We start from the raw sequence: 15,908 nt of genomic DNA on the forward strand, positions 1-15,908 counted from the left end.
CGCCAACGACGCCTAGCGGTGATCCGCCCGTCCTACCGGCACCGCCTTTTCAAGCCCTCCGGCAAGGCGGATCGCGCACTATGATCAGGGAACTTGCATAACGCCAGATTCTGGGAAAATGCAAGGCAAGCCATGCTCAAGAACGGCCATTCCTGTCGTTCAGCCGCGCTCGCCCTTCACAATTGCCGCGCGGATGACCGAAAGCACGCGCTCCGGCTTGATATCCGTGCAGACCAGCTGGCTCGGATGCCCGTCCCAGTCGCCCGGCGGAAAGGCGCGTCCGTCCGGCTTCTGGATGGTCTGGCCGTCGGCAAGACCGCCGCAGACGACGCGCACCGGGCCGCTGCGGGTGGTAAACAGTTCCGGCGCGACGAGATAAACACAGGCGCAGCTGTCGTGCACCACCATGCCGTCACCGGTACGGGTCTTGTAGAAATCGATGTAGAATTGCGACAGGTCCGAAAGCAGCTGCACCGGCTTGCCGCCCGCCTCTGCCATCTCAGCCATGAAGGCGCTGGTCATCACGGTTTTTGTCGTGACATCGAGACCGACGACAACCACGCGCCACGGCGCGGTGAAGACAAGATCGGCCGCTTCCGGATCGCCATGAATATTGGCCTCGGCTGCCGGCGAGACATTGCCGTTGATGTCGAAGGCGCCGCCCATGACGATGACTTCCTTCACCAGCGCCGCGAAATCAGGTTCTTCTCGCAAAGCCAGCGCCAGATTGGTCATGCGGCCAACGGCAATAAGCGTCACTTCACCGGGATTGGCCTTAACCGTCTCGATGATGAAGCGATGCGCAGGCCGCGGGTCGAGCGGCAGGTCGATGGTCGCTGGAATGTCGATATCGCCAAGGCCGTTTTCACCATGGATAAAGGTCGGCCAGTGGCCTTCCTTGCGGGCCGGATCGAAGGTCACGCCCGCCCCTTTCGCGACCGGCGCGGTCATCTGCCATTCCCGCTTGAGGAAAAGCGCATTGCGGGTGGTGATGTCGATGGGCGCATTGCCGAAAACGGTGGTGACGCCGATCAGATCGATATCGGGGTGGCGGTGCAGGAACAGAAGCGCCATGGCATCATCCACACCGGGGTCCGTATCGAATATCACTTTATGCATAATGCCCTCATCCACATGTGTCAGGCGCCATCCGTCGTTCCGGCGACGCGCCACGGAAACATAACGATAAGCGGCAGCACCGCAATCCCCCGGCGCCCCTCAGACCATACAGAAAAATATTGCGCGACCGCGTTTTCGGTGAAAGAAGGGGCCTCTCCTTCCGCCTGCCCGGACATGCCAAGTGCAAGACATCGCCCTCAACGTTTTCCTCGTCCTCTTCTGCGTCGCCATTTTCGCCGGCTTTATCGATTCCATTGCCGGCGGCGGTGGTCTCATCACCATTCCGGCAATGATGATCATGGGAATACCGCCACTCGATACGCTTGGCACGAACAAGCTGCAGGCACAGTTCGGTTCGGCCTCCGCCACTCTCGCTTACGCAAGACGTGGCCATGTCAATCTGAAAGAGCAATTGCCGATGGGGTTGATGGCGATGGCCGGCGGAATGCTGGGGGCGCTGACGGCCGCCTTCGTGCCTGCCGATCTTCTGCGCACCATCATGCCCTTCCTGCTGATCGCCATAGCGATCTATTTCGCCTTCAAGCCACAGCTCAGCGATGTAGACAGCCATCGCCGCATCACACCGCTGGTGTTCGGATTTACCGCCGCGCCGCTGATCGGCTTTTATGACGGCGTCTTCGGTCCGGGCGCCGGTTCCTTTTACATGCTCGCCTTCGTGGCACTTGCCGGTTTTGGCATGCTGAAGGCGACAGCCCATACCAAGCTTCTCAATCTGGGCTCCAATTTCGGCGGGTTCGTCGTCTTCGCGATGGGCGGCGCGGTTTTGTGGAAGCTTGGACTGGCAATGGGGTTCGGCCAATTCATCGGGGCGCAGATCGGGTCGCGTTTCGCCATGAAAAACGGCGCGAAAATCATCCGCCCGCTTCTGGTTCTGTCGTGTCTGGCCATGGCGACGAAGCTTCTGATTGACGCCTCGTCCGCCTGGTCCATCGCCACGATCTGGGAAACCGTCTTCCCGAAATAAGGGACTGATAGGGCGCGTTCAGCCCGTCCTTCGGATATCAGGGGAGCTTGGGGTCAACCCGCAGCGCGGCGCCTGCGATCGGCAATTTCGCGGATGACCACCATGGCACCCACGAGCTTGTAGGCGGAAGAGTAACAAGGCGACATTTCGAGCGACTTGACGATTGTGCGACCGTTCTGGTCTTCCGCATAGGTATATTTCGACGTATCGCCCTTGAAGCAATTATCGAGCTTTTCCCTGAGTGCGTTCTGGAAACGGTGGACACCGACGAGTTCGGCGATGTGGCAGCCGACGAGCCCTTCCGGCGCATTACGCTGGAAGGCGTCGAGCGCATTGGCAAAGGACACGCGGTAACCGGGGGACACGATGACGACAGGCTCATCGAGATCGTTGAGCATATCTTCATCGAGGATCAGATGGCGGTGGTGCCATTCGAGGCTGTCCGCATCTTCGTCACCGATCACTTTTGCCTTGAGCGGCATGCCGACGTAACGGTCGACGAGCGTTCGCAGAAGTTCGGAATTGCGCTGCACGCAGCCAAGGTCTTCCGCCTCGTGGTTGAGGAGATCGATAGCAAAACGGAACTGCTCGCGAATGTCTTCGGAGCTTTCGGTCTTGCGTCCGACGACGCGCTCGAGAAGCTGCTCCAGTTCACGCTCCAGCACTGCGATCTTGTCGGCCTCGTTTTTACCAACGGCAGATTGCAGTTCCGTATAACGCAGCCAGAACAGCTCAATCAAATCTTTCAACCCAACTCTCCCTGAACGGGCAAACATCCCGATCCTAATCCGAAAGGATAGACCAATTATCCCTGATAATAGCGTCTCCGCGCTTAAAAATGACGTAACGAAGCACGAAAACACGGCGGGGATTGTTGTTCAAAATATCACAGCCGCTGCTATTTTTTCAATTTCGATAATCCATGAACGAAAAATGAGGTTCCACTACTATGGAAAAATTTCGAAAAGCACAGTTCCTGCGCCTGATTTTGTGAAAATTGCTCTGAGAGCACGAGCCAGCCGGCATCCTCAAATCTGGTGCTTAACGTCCCACCGGTCGTGATACCACAGCCATTGGCCGGGATATTCGCGCACCCAGCTCTCCACCTTGTCGTTCAGAAGCTGCGCCGTCGCCTGAATGTCGACATTGCCCTTGTCATCGCGCGGAATCTCAACCTTCGGTTCGATTTCCAGCCGGTAGCGATTATCGGGCAGGCGCACGCAACGGGCAGGATAGACATCGCAATTGAACTGCCGCACCAGCTTGGCGAGAAGCGGATTGGTGCGAACCTCAAGTCCGAAGAACTTCGTCGTCAGTCCCTTGCCGAATTTCTGGTCGACGAGCACACCCACACCACCGCCCTTTTCCAGCTGCCGCGCCAGCGCGAAGGAGGAGCCGGCATGCGAGGGCACGAGATTGCCCATGCGCTCCTTGCGGAAACTGAACACTTTCTCGGCCACAAAGGGATTGTTCGGTGGCCGGAACAGCACCGTCACATCGAGACCGAAAGCCGAGCCGGCAACCGGCAGCAGTTCGAAATTGCCGCTATGGGCGGTAAAGACGATGAAAGGCCGCGGATTGTCGCGCAGCTCGAGGAAGGTCGGGATGCCCTGGACCTCGATGCGTCCCGGCTCGTTCTTTTCCGGATCGAAATCGAACAGCCGGTCGAGAAAGACATATTCCGCCGCCAGCCGACCCATATTGGCCCAGCTGTCCATGGCGATCTCGAGCCGCTCTTGTTCGGACTTCTCCGGAAAGGCGCGCGCCAGATTATGGAGCATCAGCTTGTGGCGGCCGGTTTTCGGCCCCACGAAACGTGCCAGCCTGTCAGCGGCGCGAATGCCCGCATCGGCGGGAAAGAGCTTCAGCAGGTTGAGAAGGCCGAAGGCGAATGTCGCAATCAGCCACTGCCGGAAGTGGTCCAGTTTCAGGACGATCCGTGTCAGGAACAGCTTCAAGATGCTCAGTCCATCCGCAGCACGATCTTGCCGAACACCTGACGCGTCTCCATGCGCTCCAGCGCCCGGTCAATATCGTCAAAGGTCACTTCGGTGTCGATAACCGGATGCACGATGCCACGTGCCATCTTCTGCATGGCGTTGGCCATGTTCTCCATACGGCAGCCGAAGGAGCCGAGCAGTTTCAGCTGCTGCTGGAACAGCATCATCAGGTTGATGTCGGTGGAAACACCGGATGTGGAACCGCAGGTGACGAGACGACCGCCGCGCTTCAGCGAGAACATCGAACCCGCCCAGGTATCCTTGCCGACATGCTCGAACACGACGTCGACGCCCTTCTTTTTCGTCAGCTTGCGCACGACGCCTTCGAAACGGTCGGTGCGATAGTTGATCACATGATCGGCCCCGAGCGCCTTCGCCCGTTCGATCTTGTCGTCGGAACCGACTGTCGTGATGACGGTGCAACCCATCTTCTTGGCAAGCTGGATCGCCGCCGTGCCGATGCCCGAACCGCCGGCGTGAATGAGGATGGTTTCGCCGGACTCCAGCTTGGCATTGTCGAACAGCATGTGCTCGACCGTGCCGAACGTCACCGGCGCGAGAGCGGCACCGACGGCGTCGACGCCATGCGGCGCCGGCACGAGCTGGCGGGCAGGAATATTGATCTTTTCCTGCGCGAAACCGTCGAGATGGAAACCGTGCACGCCCTGGACATGTTCGCACAGATTGTCACGGCCTTCGCGGCAGGGTTTGCACAGCCCGCAGGTGCGCGCGCCATAGATCGCGACCAGCTGGCCGGGCAGCACGTTGGATACGCCCGGACCGATGGCTTCCACCACACCCGAGGCTTCCGCACCGATTGTGAGCGGCATCTTGCGCTTGGCGAAAGCCATGCCGCGCCAGCCCCAAACATCGATGTGGTTGAGCGCCACGGCCTTGACGCGCAGCGTTACCTCGCCCGGCGCCGGCGCATCCGGTTCGGGCAGATCCACTTTTTCGAGCTTCCGGTCGTCGACGAGTTGAAGAGCGCGCATATATAAGTCCTTCGCCCGAAGGCGTTATCTAAAATCATTCCAGCAAAACTCTGTAACGGTTTTGCGGCTGGAATGCGAAATCAAAGAAACGGGCGCGTTTCCGCAAGTCATTCGGAAACGCCCCTGTTGTAACGAACCGGTTAAGCCGGTTCCCGCGTCATGACAAGGCTTGCATTCTGCCCGCCGAACCCGAAGGAATTCGACAGAACCGCACCCACCTCGGCATCCCGCTTCACATTCGGCACCACGTCGAGCGTGATGGTCGGATCGGGATTGTTATAGTTGATTGTTGGTGGCAGCGTGCCAGTCAGCATGGTCTGCAGCGAGAACACCGCTTCCACAGCACCTGCGGCGGTCAGCGTATGGCCGATCATCGACTTGTTGGACGACAGCGGAATGTTCTTCAGGCCTTCACCGAAGACCGCAAGCATCGAGCCATATTCCATCTTGTCGTTCTCAGGCGTCGAGGTGCCGTGGGCGTTGATATAACCGATATCGCTTTCGGCCACGCCCGCATCGGCCAGTGCCGCACGGATCGTCGCAATCGCCGGGCCGCCATCGGGCGAAGAGCGTGTACGGTGGAAGCTGTCAGCCTTTTCCCCTGCACCCTTGATGATGCCCAGCACCTTGGCGCCGCGAGCGACGGCGGCTTCGAGCGATTCCAGCACCAGCGTTGCGGCACCTTCGGCGATCACGAAACCATCGCGGTCCTTGCTGAACGGCTTGGAAGCCTTTTCCGGCGGATCGTTCTGGGTCGAAAGGGCAGACAGCAGCGAAAAGCGGATCAACGCCTCGGCACTGACAGAACCATCGGTCGCGACCGTCAAAGCCCGTTCGGCGCGGCCCTGTCGGATGGCCTCGACGCCAAGCTGGATCGCGGTCGCGCCGGATGCACAGGCGGTCGACAGGGTAACCGGCAGACCGCGCGTACCGAAACGGTCAGACAGACGCTCGGAGATGGCACCAAACAGCGCTGCTTCCTGGAATGCCGGATCGGGACGCTGACGGAAGGCCGTCAGGAACCGCTCATAGGCATCACCCGGCTGGGCGGCTGGCGGAGAGCGGTCGGCAAGCTCGAAACGGGCACTCCATTCCGGCTCGATCGGCGGCGCTGCGAGAAACAGCGGGCCGTCAAAGTCACCGGAAATGCCGGCCTGCGCCAGCGCCTCGATGGTGGTTTCGCGCGCGAAGGCATAGGAACGTTCGACGGAATTCGGAACCGGAATATCGATGAAATCCACCGTGCCGCTGATCCGGGTCGAAAGCCCTTCAGTCGGGAAACGGGTGATTTTGTGAATGCCTGACTTACCCGAGGTCAGCGCCGCCCAGTTATCGGCAAGCCCCTGACCGAGCGAGGTAATGATGCCCATGCCGGTGACGGCGACGATCGGGCGACCGAGATGATCCTTAAAATTGGTCATGGTCTTTCTCCTCACACGTCACGGGACAGAACGGCGACACCTTCGCCGCGGACATGGCCAACAGTGGTGACGACAGCCTCGGTCGCCGCCTCGCCCATTGGCTTTTCCGCATTCGCGTCGAAGGTAGGAACCTTGGCACCGCTTTCAAGCGTCAGCGCCGCCAGAGCGAGGCCGAGCGGAAACTGCGCCTCAAGTCCATGGCCCGTGACACCGCCGAAACCGCGGATGGCAGCCTTCGGCAAGGTCTTTTCGAGAATGTGCTTCTCACGGGCCGTAACGCCGTCATAACCGCTGGCGCCGGAGAAGACGACGGTCGCGGCGCTGTCCGTTGCCGGGGCCAGCAGACGCTCCATGCGCTTTTCCATTTTGCCGTCGTCGCGGCTGCCGCGATCACCTTCGATGGCGTCGATGCGGGCATAGATGCGCGCACCGCGCTCGCTGGCATGCTTGCGTGATTCCAGCACGAGGAAGGCTCCGAGCGAGCCGGAAACCATGCCGCCGCCTTCCTGGCCTTCGCGCGACCACAGGGGCTGCCATTCGCCCTGCGCATGCGCCCCGATGGCTTCGAACAGCAGGATCATGTCTGGACGTTCGGCAGAGAAGGCGCCGCCCACGAGAGCGTGGCTCGATTCGCCCGAACGAATGCGATGGAACGCGGTTTCGACGGCGGAAATGCCGGCCGCTTCTTCGCCCATGAAGGTCCGGGAAGAGCCGGTGACCTTGTGCACGATGGAGATATTGCCGGCCATCAGGTTGGAAAGCTGGGCGAGAAACAGCGTCGGGCGCAGTTCCGTCGTCAGCTTTTCGTTCAGCAGCTTTTCGCGGTCGTTGCGCTTCAAAGCCTCGTCAACGATCAGCGTATCGACATTGATGTCGCGCTCGCCGCCGCCGGCAGCAACGATCATATCCATGGTGGCGCAGGCTTCGACATTTTCCTTCAAGCCGGCATCATCAAGTGCAAGACCGGCGGCAAAAACGCCGAGACGCTGCCAGTTTTCCATCTGGCGCTGGTCGCCGCGCTTGGCGATCTGTGCCGACCAGTCGATCTCGGGCATGGGATGAACCGGATATGGCTTGAATTTTTCCGTCTCGACAATCGTCGCCGGCGCGGCGGTTCCCGAAAGAAGCGCCACATGCGCCTGGCTGCCAACGCCGTGACAGGTCACGATGCCGACCCCTGTTATCACCACATCATTGTCAGATTTCATCGTCTGTCATCCTTTGCAGCCGGCCCCGCCGAAACGGTCACGGCTATCCAACAGCGGTTGCGAACAACCACTTCATGCGTTGCGGAATAAAGCGCGCGGTGCGGATTGGCAATGGCGAAGACCCGATCCACCGTCGCGAGCCCACGATTTTCGTGCATCAAAACCGGGCCGACAGGAAAAACTGTCTTCTCCGAAACGAATGAAAAAGCTTATTTCCGTGCATCGGCGGCAATCGCCGCCATCAGGCCAACTTCTTCCGCCCGCTTCTTGACGATAGGCCCAAGCGGGATCTCGCTGAAGGGCATGGTGCGCAGTTTCAGCTGCGCGTCGCAGACCTTTTTGCCATCGGAGGTGATCTTTGCCTTGGTAACCGCAAAGCCCGAACCGTCATGCTCAAGCACTGCCTCGATGTCGAGAACAGCACCCGGCTCCACGAAAGTCCGCATCTTGGCGCCATCGACCGACATCAGGAACGGCATGGACGCGAAATCGGAAAATGCCAGAACCAGCATGCCGGAGGCCTGCGCCATTGTCTCGATCAGAAGCACACCCGGAACCAGCGGCATGCCGGGGAAATGGCCTTCGAAAACCGGGCTTTTATCGGGAACAACGGACCGCGCCTTCAACGTGCGCGCCGTCATGTCCACGGCCTCGACCTTGTCGATCATCTGGAAATATTCAAGCAGCATCCGTCCGGCCCGTCTCTGGTCGGTTAGTCATGGTTTGCCCGCAGGCGGCATCAAAAGAAAATGCCCGCCGGAAGCGGGCACCGTCACGTCAGCCCTTGGCCGCGCGCAATTCGTCAATCTTGGCGCAAAGGTTCTTCAGCACGAAGTATTCTTCCGTGGAAACCTTGCCTTCATTGACTTCCTGCGTCCACTGCTCGAGCGGAATCTTGATGCCGAATTCCTTGTCGATCGCGAAAACGATATCAAGAAAGTCGAGGCTGTCGATGCCCAGATCGTCGATCGTGTGGCTCTCCGGCGTAATGGTTTCGCGGTCGATTTCGCTGGTTTCGGCGATAATGTCGGCAACCTTGTCGAATGTAGCTGTCACGCCCATAATCCTTATTGTCGTTCGTATGAATTATTCTTTCTGACGCACCACATAGGCAAGTCGCACAAAAAAGCCAATGGTTTCGTGACGTAACTTTGAAATTTGCCCCAAAACTGTTGCCTAAACAGCAACCGAATGACGGCCGCGCCCATTGCCGAGATAGGTATCGAAGATTGCCGCGATATTACGTACAAACGGCCTTCCCACCTCCGTCACGGCAAAAATATCGGCATCCAGCCGCACCAGACCGTCCCTGTCGCCTGCGGCAAACTGCTGCGCCTGATCCCTCACGGAATGGCTCACCTTGCCGAAACGGTGCTGCAAGTCCGAAAGATCGATAGAGAAATCGCACATCAACCTTTCGATCACATGCGAGCGCAGATGATCGTCCTGCGACAACTCAATGCCTTTCACGGCGGCAAGACCGCCCTCACCCACCATGCGCTGATATTCACCGGTTGCCACCATGTTCTGCACATAACCCTGCGGCAGCCGGCCGATGGATGATGCGCCAAGCCCGATCAGCGCATCGGCAGTATCGGTCGTATAGCCCTGAAAATTCCGCCGCAGGGCGCCGGCTTCGGCGGCCTGGGATAATGTATCGGTCGGCCGGGCAAAATGATCGATGCCGATCTGGCTGTATCCGGCCTGCCTCAGCATCTCCCCCGCCATCGTCATCTGGCGGTAGCGTTCGGCAACATCGGGCAGCGCATGTTCGGGGATCAGCGACTGGTGTTTCTTCATCCAGGGAACATGGGCATAGCCAAAAAGCGCGATGCGATCAGGGGCAAGCGATACGATCTGATCGACGGTTCTTTTCAGTGTCTCGCATGTCTGGAACGGCAACCCGTAAAGAATGTCGCAATTGACTGAGTGAACGCCCCTCGCCCGCACCGCATCCACCACGGATCTCGTCTGCTCGAAAGACTGGATGCGGTTGATGGTTTTTTGCACTTTGTCATCAAAATCCTGCACCCCGAGGCTAGCCCGCGACATGCCGATGGCGGCAAGCGCGTCATAGCGGCTGTCGTCCAGATCGTTGGGATCCATCTCAACGCTGATTTCTGGTGCCAGCCCGAAAGTGAAGTGACGCCGCAGACAGTCCATCAGGTCCTGCATGTCCTGCGGGTCAAGCATGGTCGGCGAGCCGCCGCCGAAATGCACGGCACTCACCACGGCGTCAGGCGAAACAAGTGCGCCGACCGCAGCAATTTCCTGCTTAAGTGCTTCAAGATAAATAGCAATCGGCTCGTATTTCAGCGTATGCTTGGTATGGCAGGCACAGAACCAGCAAAGCCGGTCGCAATAGGGAATATGCACGTAAAGCGACAGGCGATTCCTGTGACCGAGTGCGCCGAGCCAGCCGCGATAGGTCGTATTATCGATTCCCTCGTGGAAATGCGGCGCGGTCGGATAGCTCGTGTAACGCGGCACTGCCCCGGAATATTTGTGAAGAAGGTCGATATTCATCACCCGATTTGCCTTTTATCAAGAAAATGTCGATTTCCCCTCTTTCAGTAGCGGCTGCGACAGTTTGCAACTTTGACTTCAATCAAATTGAGCCATAAGTTCTTGCTAAAGTAGACGCGGGGACGACGGCTACAGCGCACACGCCTTTAAAGAGACCGGATTTGATATCCAGGGTCGCAATCGTCCCGCAAAGCCAGCATTGGAAAAGGCTTATGGACACGCTGCAGAAGACCATCCACAATTCGGAAGAGCCGGTTGTTTGCCGCTCCTGCGAGGCGCGTCACGGCGGTCTTTGCAGCACGCTGACACCGCAGCAGCTTTGCGATCTGAACCGCCATTCCAGCCGCAAAAAGCTGGAGGCCGGCAATGAGCTTCTCGGCCAGGGCGAGCTCGTCACCTCCTACGGCAATATCCTGAATGGCGTGGTAAAGTTATCGAAAATGATGTCGGATGGCCGCCAGCAGATCGTCGGCCTGCAATTCGCACCGGATTTTCTCGGCCGTCCGTTCATGGCGGAAAGCAAGATGACGGCGGAAGCCGCAACCGATGTGGAAATATGCCTCTTTCCGCGCCGCGTCGTCGACCGCATGGTCTCCGAAGTGCCTGATATGGAACGCAAGCTGCACAGCCAGTCACTCAAGGAACTGGACGAGGCACGTGACTGGATGCTGACACTGGGGCGCAAATCGGCGCAGGAAAAGGTTGCCAGCTTCCTTTATATGATCGCCACCCATATCGATCCGGAAAACGACGACAAGTCATGCTTCGACCTGCCGCTCTCGCGTGCCGACATTGCCGATTTCCTCGGTCTCACCATCGAGACCGTTAGCCGGCAAATGACAAAGCTGCGAAAGGAAGGCATTATCCGCATCGAGAACAACCGTCACATCACCGTGCCCGATCTCGATGCGCTGAGTGAAGCGGCGGGCAACGACTGACAGCCGCCCCCTCGATCATCGCCCCTGAAGTGCGGACGTTCCGAAATTGATGTGCGGCGCCCGCGCCTGAGCTGGTGCGAGCGCAAAACCGGCAAGGACCAGCAAAGCGGCGATGCATTTCATGATATTTCACCCTGTGCGCCGCTTTTTCAGCGGCCTGTTTGTTATGGCTGCACCATAAGCTGCAAACCGCATCCATCCGCTTAACATCTTCGGTAAGCGGAAGGTTCAAAGGCAGGGTAAAGAAGGAGTTATGATTGCCGGGCCGACAGGACCTTCAGCCGTGATTGTCGCTGTAGGACGTTCGGCATCCCCGCTTGTTTCTTCTCCCCGGCGGGGAGAAGGTGGCCCGACGGGCCGGATGAAGGGGCAAACGCGGAGATATGCGGAGAGCTTGCCCCTCATCCCGCTGCCGCGGACTTCTCCCCTATGGGAGAAGAAACAAGTGACATGCACTCGCCCAGCTCGTCACTGCGATGCAGGCGTTGCAACCGGCTTCTGATTTTCTGCCAGCGCCCGCAGCTCGGCCACCCGGCGCTTATATTCGGCTTCCGATATCTGGCCGTTGCGCCGTGCCGCGCCGAGGCGAGACAGGCTCGATTCCATGGTTGAGGCTTCGTCGTCGCCCATCTGCGTGCCAGCGGCCGTCAGCGGCTGCGAGAACGTCGGATAGGTCCCGGTGTCGCGCTTCTGGCTTACCGCGGTGTCGCTGACCGGACGAGGTCCGACGATTTCAGCCGTCGGACGGCGCATATGGGCGGGCGCGACAATCGGCTCGGGCGCCTTGCAGGCGGCAAGCGTGGTGACGAGCATGGCGCCGGAGAGCGAGAGGAACGCGATTCTTGCGGCGCTTTCCGCATATGTTCCCCATGTGCCGCATTTGCCCATGTGCTTGCCCATCGTCATGTTCCGCCTGTAAGGATATCTGCCGATATCGAATTCGACCGCGGTTCGGCCCTTTGCGGCCTCCCCTTGCTGGTGGAACTTGTATTCGTTTTCATGCAGAATGTGCAAACACAAATTTGGTGGAGGATGGTGCATGGCAGGTGTTGACGGCGGGGGCACGAAAAAGGGTGACAAAACGCCCGGCTTCGACGCCAGTACCGCCGAGGCCTACCTGATCCGCGACCCCGAAACCTTCGCGATCAACATCGCACGCGCGCTCGAAAATCTCGGCAAGGCTGCCGGTGAATGGCTGGCGCCACGCGAACGCGGCGAAATTCCGCAGACGAGCGCCGATCCCGTGACCGATCTGGTCAAGACGCTCTCCGATGTCGCCGAATATTGGATGGCCGAGCCGAAGCGGTCACTGGAAGCGCAGACCCATCTGCTGTCGAGCTATTACGATCTGTGGTCGAAATCGGTGGCGCAATTTTCCGGAGCCTCCGATTCGACCTCGGAGAAAACGGCCGAAAGCGGCCCTGCACAGCGCAGAAGCAAACGTTTTGCCGATGCCGACTGGCAGGCCAACCCGTTCTTCGATTTTCTTCTCAAGGCCTATCAGACGACCGTCGGTTTTGCAGACCGGATGGTGACGGAGGCGGAGGGGCTGGATGAGCACACCCGCACCAAGGCGCTGTTTTACATGCGGCAGGTGACAGAGGCGCTTTCTCCGGCCAATTTCGTCTTCACCAATCCGCAGGTCTTCCGCGAGACGGTAGCCTCCAGCGGCGCCAATCTCGTCAAGGGCATGGCGCAGCTGGCGGAGGATGTCGCGGCCGGAAACGGCCATCTGAAGCTTCGCCAGACCGATTACAGCAAATTCGTCATTGGCCAGAACATTGCCGTCACGCCAGGCAAGGTCGTTGCGAAAAGCGCGCTTTGCGAAATCATCCATTACGAGCCGACGACGGAAAAGGTCTTCAAACGGCCGCTGCTGATCGTGCCGCCCTGGATCAACAAGTTCTACATTCTCGATCTCAACCCGCAGAAATCCTTCGTCGGCTGGTGCCTCGAACAGGGCCACAGCGTCTTCATGGTATCCTGGATCAACCCGGATGCCGGTCTGGCCGAAAAAGGCTGGGACGATTATATCAGCGAAGGCATCGACTTTGCGCTTGATACCATCGAGGAACGGACTGGCGAAAAGGAGATCAACGCCGTCGGTTATTGTGTCGGCGGCACGCTTTTGGCCTCGGCGCTGGCGCTGCATGCACAGCAGGACAATGAGCGCATCCGCAGCGCCACGCTGCTCGCCGCCCAGACCGATTTCATCCATGCCGGAGACCTCAAGGTCTTCGTGGACGAAGGTCAGCTGGCCGCGCTCGACAGACACATGCAGGCCGTCGGTTATCTTGACGGTTCGATCATGGCCACCGTCTTCAACATGCTGCGCGCCTCCGATCTTATCTGGCCCTATGTGGTCGATAATTACCTGCGCGGCACCGAACCCCTGCCATTCGACCTGCTCTACTGGAACTCCGATTCCACCCGGGTGACGGCTGCCAGCCACTCGTACTATCTGCGCAACTGTTACCTCGAGAACAATCTCGCCCGCGGTCTGATGCGCGTTGCCGGCAAGCGCATCAATCTCGGCGACATCAACATACCCGTCTACGATCTCGCCACCCGCGATGACCATATCGCGCCCGCGAAATCGGTGTTCACGGGTGCTGCCCTGTTTGGCGGGCCGGTGGAATTCGTGCTCGGCGCTTCCGGCCACATTGCCGGCGTCGTGAACCCGCCGCAGCTCGAGAAGTATCAGTATTGGACGGGGCCATCACCAGCCGGAGACTTCGACGCCTGGCAGGCCGCCGCCACACCTCATAAGGGTTCGTGGTGGGTGCACTGGCAGAACTGGATCGAAAGCCAGAACGCCGAGAAGGTAAAGGCGCGGAAACCGGAGGACGGCAAGCGCCCGGTGCTCGGCGATGCGCCGGGAACCTATGTTCTTTTGTAGAATATTTGTGAAAAAGATGACCAGTACACGGCAGAAAGGCCTCTTCCACAGGCGTTCCCCGTCACCCTCATCCCTGTGCTTGTCACAGGAATCCAGTAGGCGCCGGTCTACGCGGCGAAAGACTTGCTTCAGCCCAAGGACTTGGGCTGGCTGGTTCTCTGTGACAAGCACAGGGATGAGGGATAAAAAGACCCTGCAAACACGCAAGCTTACCTCAAGGCATCATGTTCTTCACGCCCCCGCTCGTTCCCGCAACGCTGATCTCCCGCTACAAACGTTTCCTCTTTGACGCAGTTCTGGAAGACGGCACGGCGATAACCGGGTCCTGCCCCAACACCGGCTCCATGCGTGGGCTGACGACGCCGGGTTCCCGCATCTGGCTGTCGCAGCATGACAGCCCCACCCGCAAATACCGTCATATGCTGGAAATGGTCGAGGCCGACGGCACCGTCGTCGGCATCAATACCGGCATGCCGAACCGGCTGGCGGAAGAGGCGATCCTGAACGGCCGTATCCCGGAACTCGCCGGCTATTCGATAATCCGCCGAGAACAGAAATACGGGCGCAATTCCCGCATTGATTTCCTGCTATCCGAACCCGGTCGGCCGGACGCCTATGTGGAAGTCAAGAACGTGCATTTCATGCGCGAGAAGGGCCTTGCAGAATTCCCCGATACCGCCACCAAACGCGGCGCAAAGCATCTCGAGGAACTGGGCGATGCAGCGGAAGCCGGTCACCGGGCGGTGATGCTTTATCTCATCCAGCGCGGCGATTGCGACCGGATGCGCATCTGCGACGATCTCGATCCGGTCTATGCGCTGGCTTTCCAACGGGCAATGGCGCGGGGCGTGGAGGCTTATGCCGTGAAATGCGCGGTCACCCCGGCACAAATTTCAGTCAACGGAACGGTTAAGATGGACGAGTGGCGTCCGGCTGTTTTATGAACAGGGACGTAAAGAGACAGAAAGCACTATGATGGTCACCTATATCGACGCCGCCTCCGCCCCCCTCAAGAATACAGGCGTCATCCGCCTCTACACCCCTGAGGATTTCGACGGCATGCGCAAGGCGTGCCAGCTGACGGCGCGTTGTCTCGATGAACTCGCCGCAATCGTCAAGCCGGGTGTGACAACGGACGCCATTGACCGTTTCGTCTTCGAATTCGGCGCCGATCACGGCGCGCTGCCGGCAACGCTCAATTATCGTGGTTATACCAAATCCGTCTGCACTTCGATCAACCATGTGGTCTGCCACGGCATTCCCGATGAAAAGCCGCTGCGGGAAGGCGATATCGTCAACATCGATGTTACCTATGTGCTCGATGGCTGGCACGGCGATTCAAGCCGCATGTATCCGGTCGGCCAGATCAAGCGCGCTGCCGAGCGGCTGATGGAAGTGACCTATGAGTGCCTGCTGCGTGGTATCGCGGCTGTAAAGCCCGGTGTGCGCACCGGCGCGATCGGCGCGGCGATCCAGACCTATGCGGAAGCCGAACGTTGCTCGGTGGTGCGCGATTTCTGCGGGCACGGCGTTGGGCGGCTGTTCCACGATACGCCAAACATCCTGCATTACGGCCGTCCGGACGAAGGTCCGGAAATCCGGGAAGGCATGATCTTCACCATCGAGCCCATGATCAATCTTGGCAAACCGCATGTGAAAGTGCTTTCCGACGGCTGGACGGCGGTGACGCGCGACCGTTCGCTGTCCGCCCAATATGAACACGCCGTTGGCGTCACGGCCACCGGCTGCGAAATCTTCACGCTGTCGCCCGGCGGCTTCGACCGTCCGGGCCTGCCGCCGCTTACCCCTTCATAAGGCCA

At 59.3% G+C, this 15,908-nt stretch carries 15 protein-coding genes; 5 read left to right on the forward strand and 10 right to left on the reverse strand.

Annotated features, from left to right (window positions below; genetic code table 11):
- Window positions 1–159: 159 nt before the first annotated feature.
- The gene (locus FHW77_RS13350) at window positions 160–1,119 is read right to left on the reverse strand and encodes a nucleoside hydrolase (RefSeq protein ID WP_004441945.1); all 960 of its coding nucleotides are present in this window, start codon (window positions 1,117–1,119) and stop codon (window positions 160–162) included.
- Window positions 1,120–1,300: 181 nt separating this feature from the next.
- On the opposite strand from FHW77_RS13350, the gene FHW77_RS13355 reads away from it, so the two are divergent.
- Entirely contained in the window at window positions 1,301–2,104 is an 804-nt protein-coding gene (locus tag FHW77_RS13355; protein WP_004441947.1) for a TSUP family transporter, read from the forward strand.
- Window positions 2,105–2,157: 53 nt separating this feature from the next.
- Here FHW77_RS13355 and FHW77_RS13360 read toward each other — a convergent pair whose 3' ends face one another.
- The 8 genes from FHW77_RS13360 to hemN all read right to left on the reverse strand — a co-directional run bounded on the left by FHW77_RS13360 (window position 2,158) and on the right by hemN (window position 10,251).
- Window positions 2,158–2,853 (reverse strand): nitrogen regulation protein NR(II), encoded by a 696-nt coding sequence (locus tag FHW77_RS13360; protein ID WP_006697409.1) that lies wholly within the window; start codon window positions 2,851–2,853, stop codon window positions 2,158–2,160.
- Between the two features lie 279 nt (window positions 2,854–3,132).
- Window positions 3,133–4,062 (reverse strand): lipid A biosynthesis lauroyl acyltransferase, encoded by a 930-nt coding sequence (locus FHW77_RS13365; protein WP_004441952.1) that lies wholly within the window; start codon window positions 4,060–4,062, stop codon window positions 3,133–3,135.
- Window positions 4,063–4,067: 5 nt separating this feature from the next.
- Window positions 4,068–5,096, reverse strand: a complete 1,029-nt coding sequence (locus FHW77_RS13370; RefSeq protein WP_004441953.1) for a zinc-binding dehydrogenase — start codon at window positions 5,094–5,096, stop codon at window positions 4,068–4,070.
- Between the two features lie 140 nt (window positions 5,097–5,236).
- A complete protein-coding gene (locus FHW77_RS13375; RefSeq protein ID WP_022556203.1) occupies window positions 5,237–6,517 on the reverse strand; it encodes a beta-ketoacyl-ACP synthase in 1,281 nt (426 codons plus the stop codon).
- An 11-nt stretch (window positions 6,518–6,528) separates the two neighbouring features.
- Window positions 6,529–7,725, reverse strand: coding sequence for a beta-ketoacyl-ACP synthase (locus FHW77_RS13380; protein ID WP_004441958.1), 1,197 nt, complete (start codon window positions 7,723–7,725; stop codon window positions 6,529–6,531).
- Between the two features lie 209 nt (window positions 7,726–7,934).
- A complete protein-coding gene (locus FHW77_RS13385; protein ID WP_004441960.1) occupies window positions 7,935–8,414 on the reverse strand; it encodes a 3-hydroxyacyl-ACP dehydratase FabZ family protein in 480 nt (159 codons plus the stop codon).
- 88 nt (window positions 8,415–8,502) lie between these two features.
- On the reverse strand, window positions 8,503–8,787 hold the full coding sequence (locus tag FHW77_RS13390) for an acyl carrier protein (RefSeq protein WP_003495848.1): 285 nt from the start codon (window positions 8,785–8,787) through the stop codon (window positions 8,503–8,505).
- Window positions 8,788–8,901: 114 nt separating this feature from the next.
- Entirely contained in the window at window positions 8,902–10,251 is a 1,350-nt protein-coding gene (gene hemN, locus FHW77_RS13395) for an oxygen-independent coproporphyrinogen III oxidase (protein WP_004441965.1), read from the reverse strand.
- 212 nt (window positions 10,252–10,463) lie between these two features.
- Between hemN and fnrN the strand changes: the two genes are divergently transcribed.
- Window positions 10,464–11,189 carry a transcriptional regulator FnrN gene (fnrN, locus tag FHW77_RS13400; RefSeq protein ID WP_004441967.1) on the forward strand — a complete coding sequence of 242 codons (726 nt, stop codon included), beginning with the start codon at window positions 10,464–10,466 and terminating at the stop codon, window positions 11,187–11,189.
- Window positions 11,190–11,657: 468 nt separating this feature from the next.
- Here the strand turns inward: fnrN and FHW77_RS13405 are convergent, their stop codons facing one another.
- Window positions 11,658–12,089 carry a hypothetical protein gene (locus FHW77_RS13405; RefSeq protein ID WP_004441969.1) on the reverse strand — a complete coding sequence of 144 codons (432 nt, stop codon included), beginning with the start codon at window positions 12,087–12,089 and terminating at the stop codon, window positions 11,658–11,660.
- Window positions 12,090–12,228: 139 nt separating this feature from the next.
- Here FHW77_RS13405 and FHW77_RS13410 point away from each other — a divergent pair, with 139 nt between their 5' ends.
- The 3 genes from FHW77_RS13410 to map all read left to right on the forward strand — a co-directional run bounded on the left by FHW77_RS13410 (window position 12,229) and on the right by map (window position 15,903).
- Window positions 12,229–14,088 (forward strand): PHA/PHB synthase family protein, encoded by a 1,860-nt coding sequence (locus FHW77_RS13410; protein ID WP_004441971.1) that lies wholly within the window; start codon window positions 12,229–12,231, stop codon window positions 14,086–14,088.
- Window positions 14,089–14,312: 224 nt separating this feature from the next.
- Complete coding sequence (sfsA, locus tag FHW77_RS13415; RefSeq protein ID WP_004441973.1) at window positions 14,313–15,032, forward strand: DNA/RNA nuclease SfsA; 720 nt, start codon at window positions 14,313–14,315, stop codon at window positions 15,030–15,032.
- A gap of 31 nt (window positions 15,033–15,063) precedes the next feature.
- A complete protein-coding gene (gene map, locus FHW77_RS13420; RefSeq protein WP_006697403.1) occupies window positions 15,064–15,903 on the forward strand; it encodes a type I methionyl aminopeptidase in 840 nt (279 codons plus the stop codon).
- Window positions 15,904–15,908: the final 5 nt, after the last annotated feature.

This window comes from Agrobacterium sp. RC10-4-1 (genome assembly GCF_014138475.1).
GTDB lineage: Bacteria > Pseudomonadota > Alphaproteobacteria > Rhizobiales > Rhizobiaceae > Agrobacterium > Agrobacterium pusense.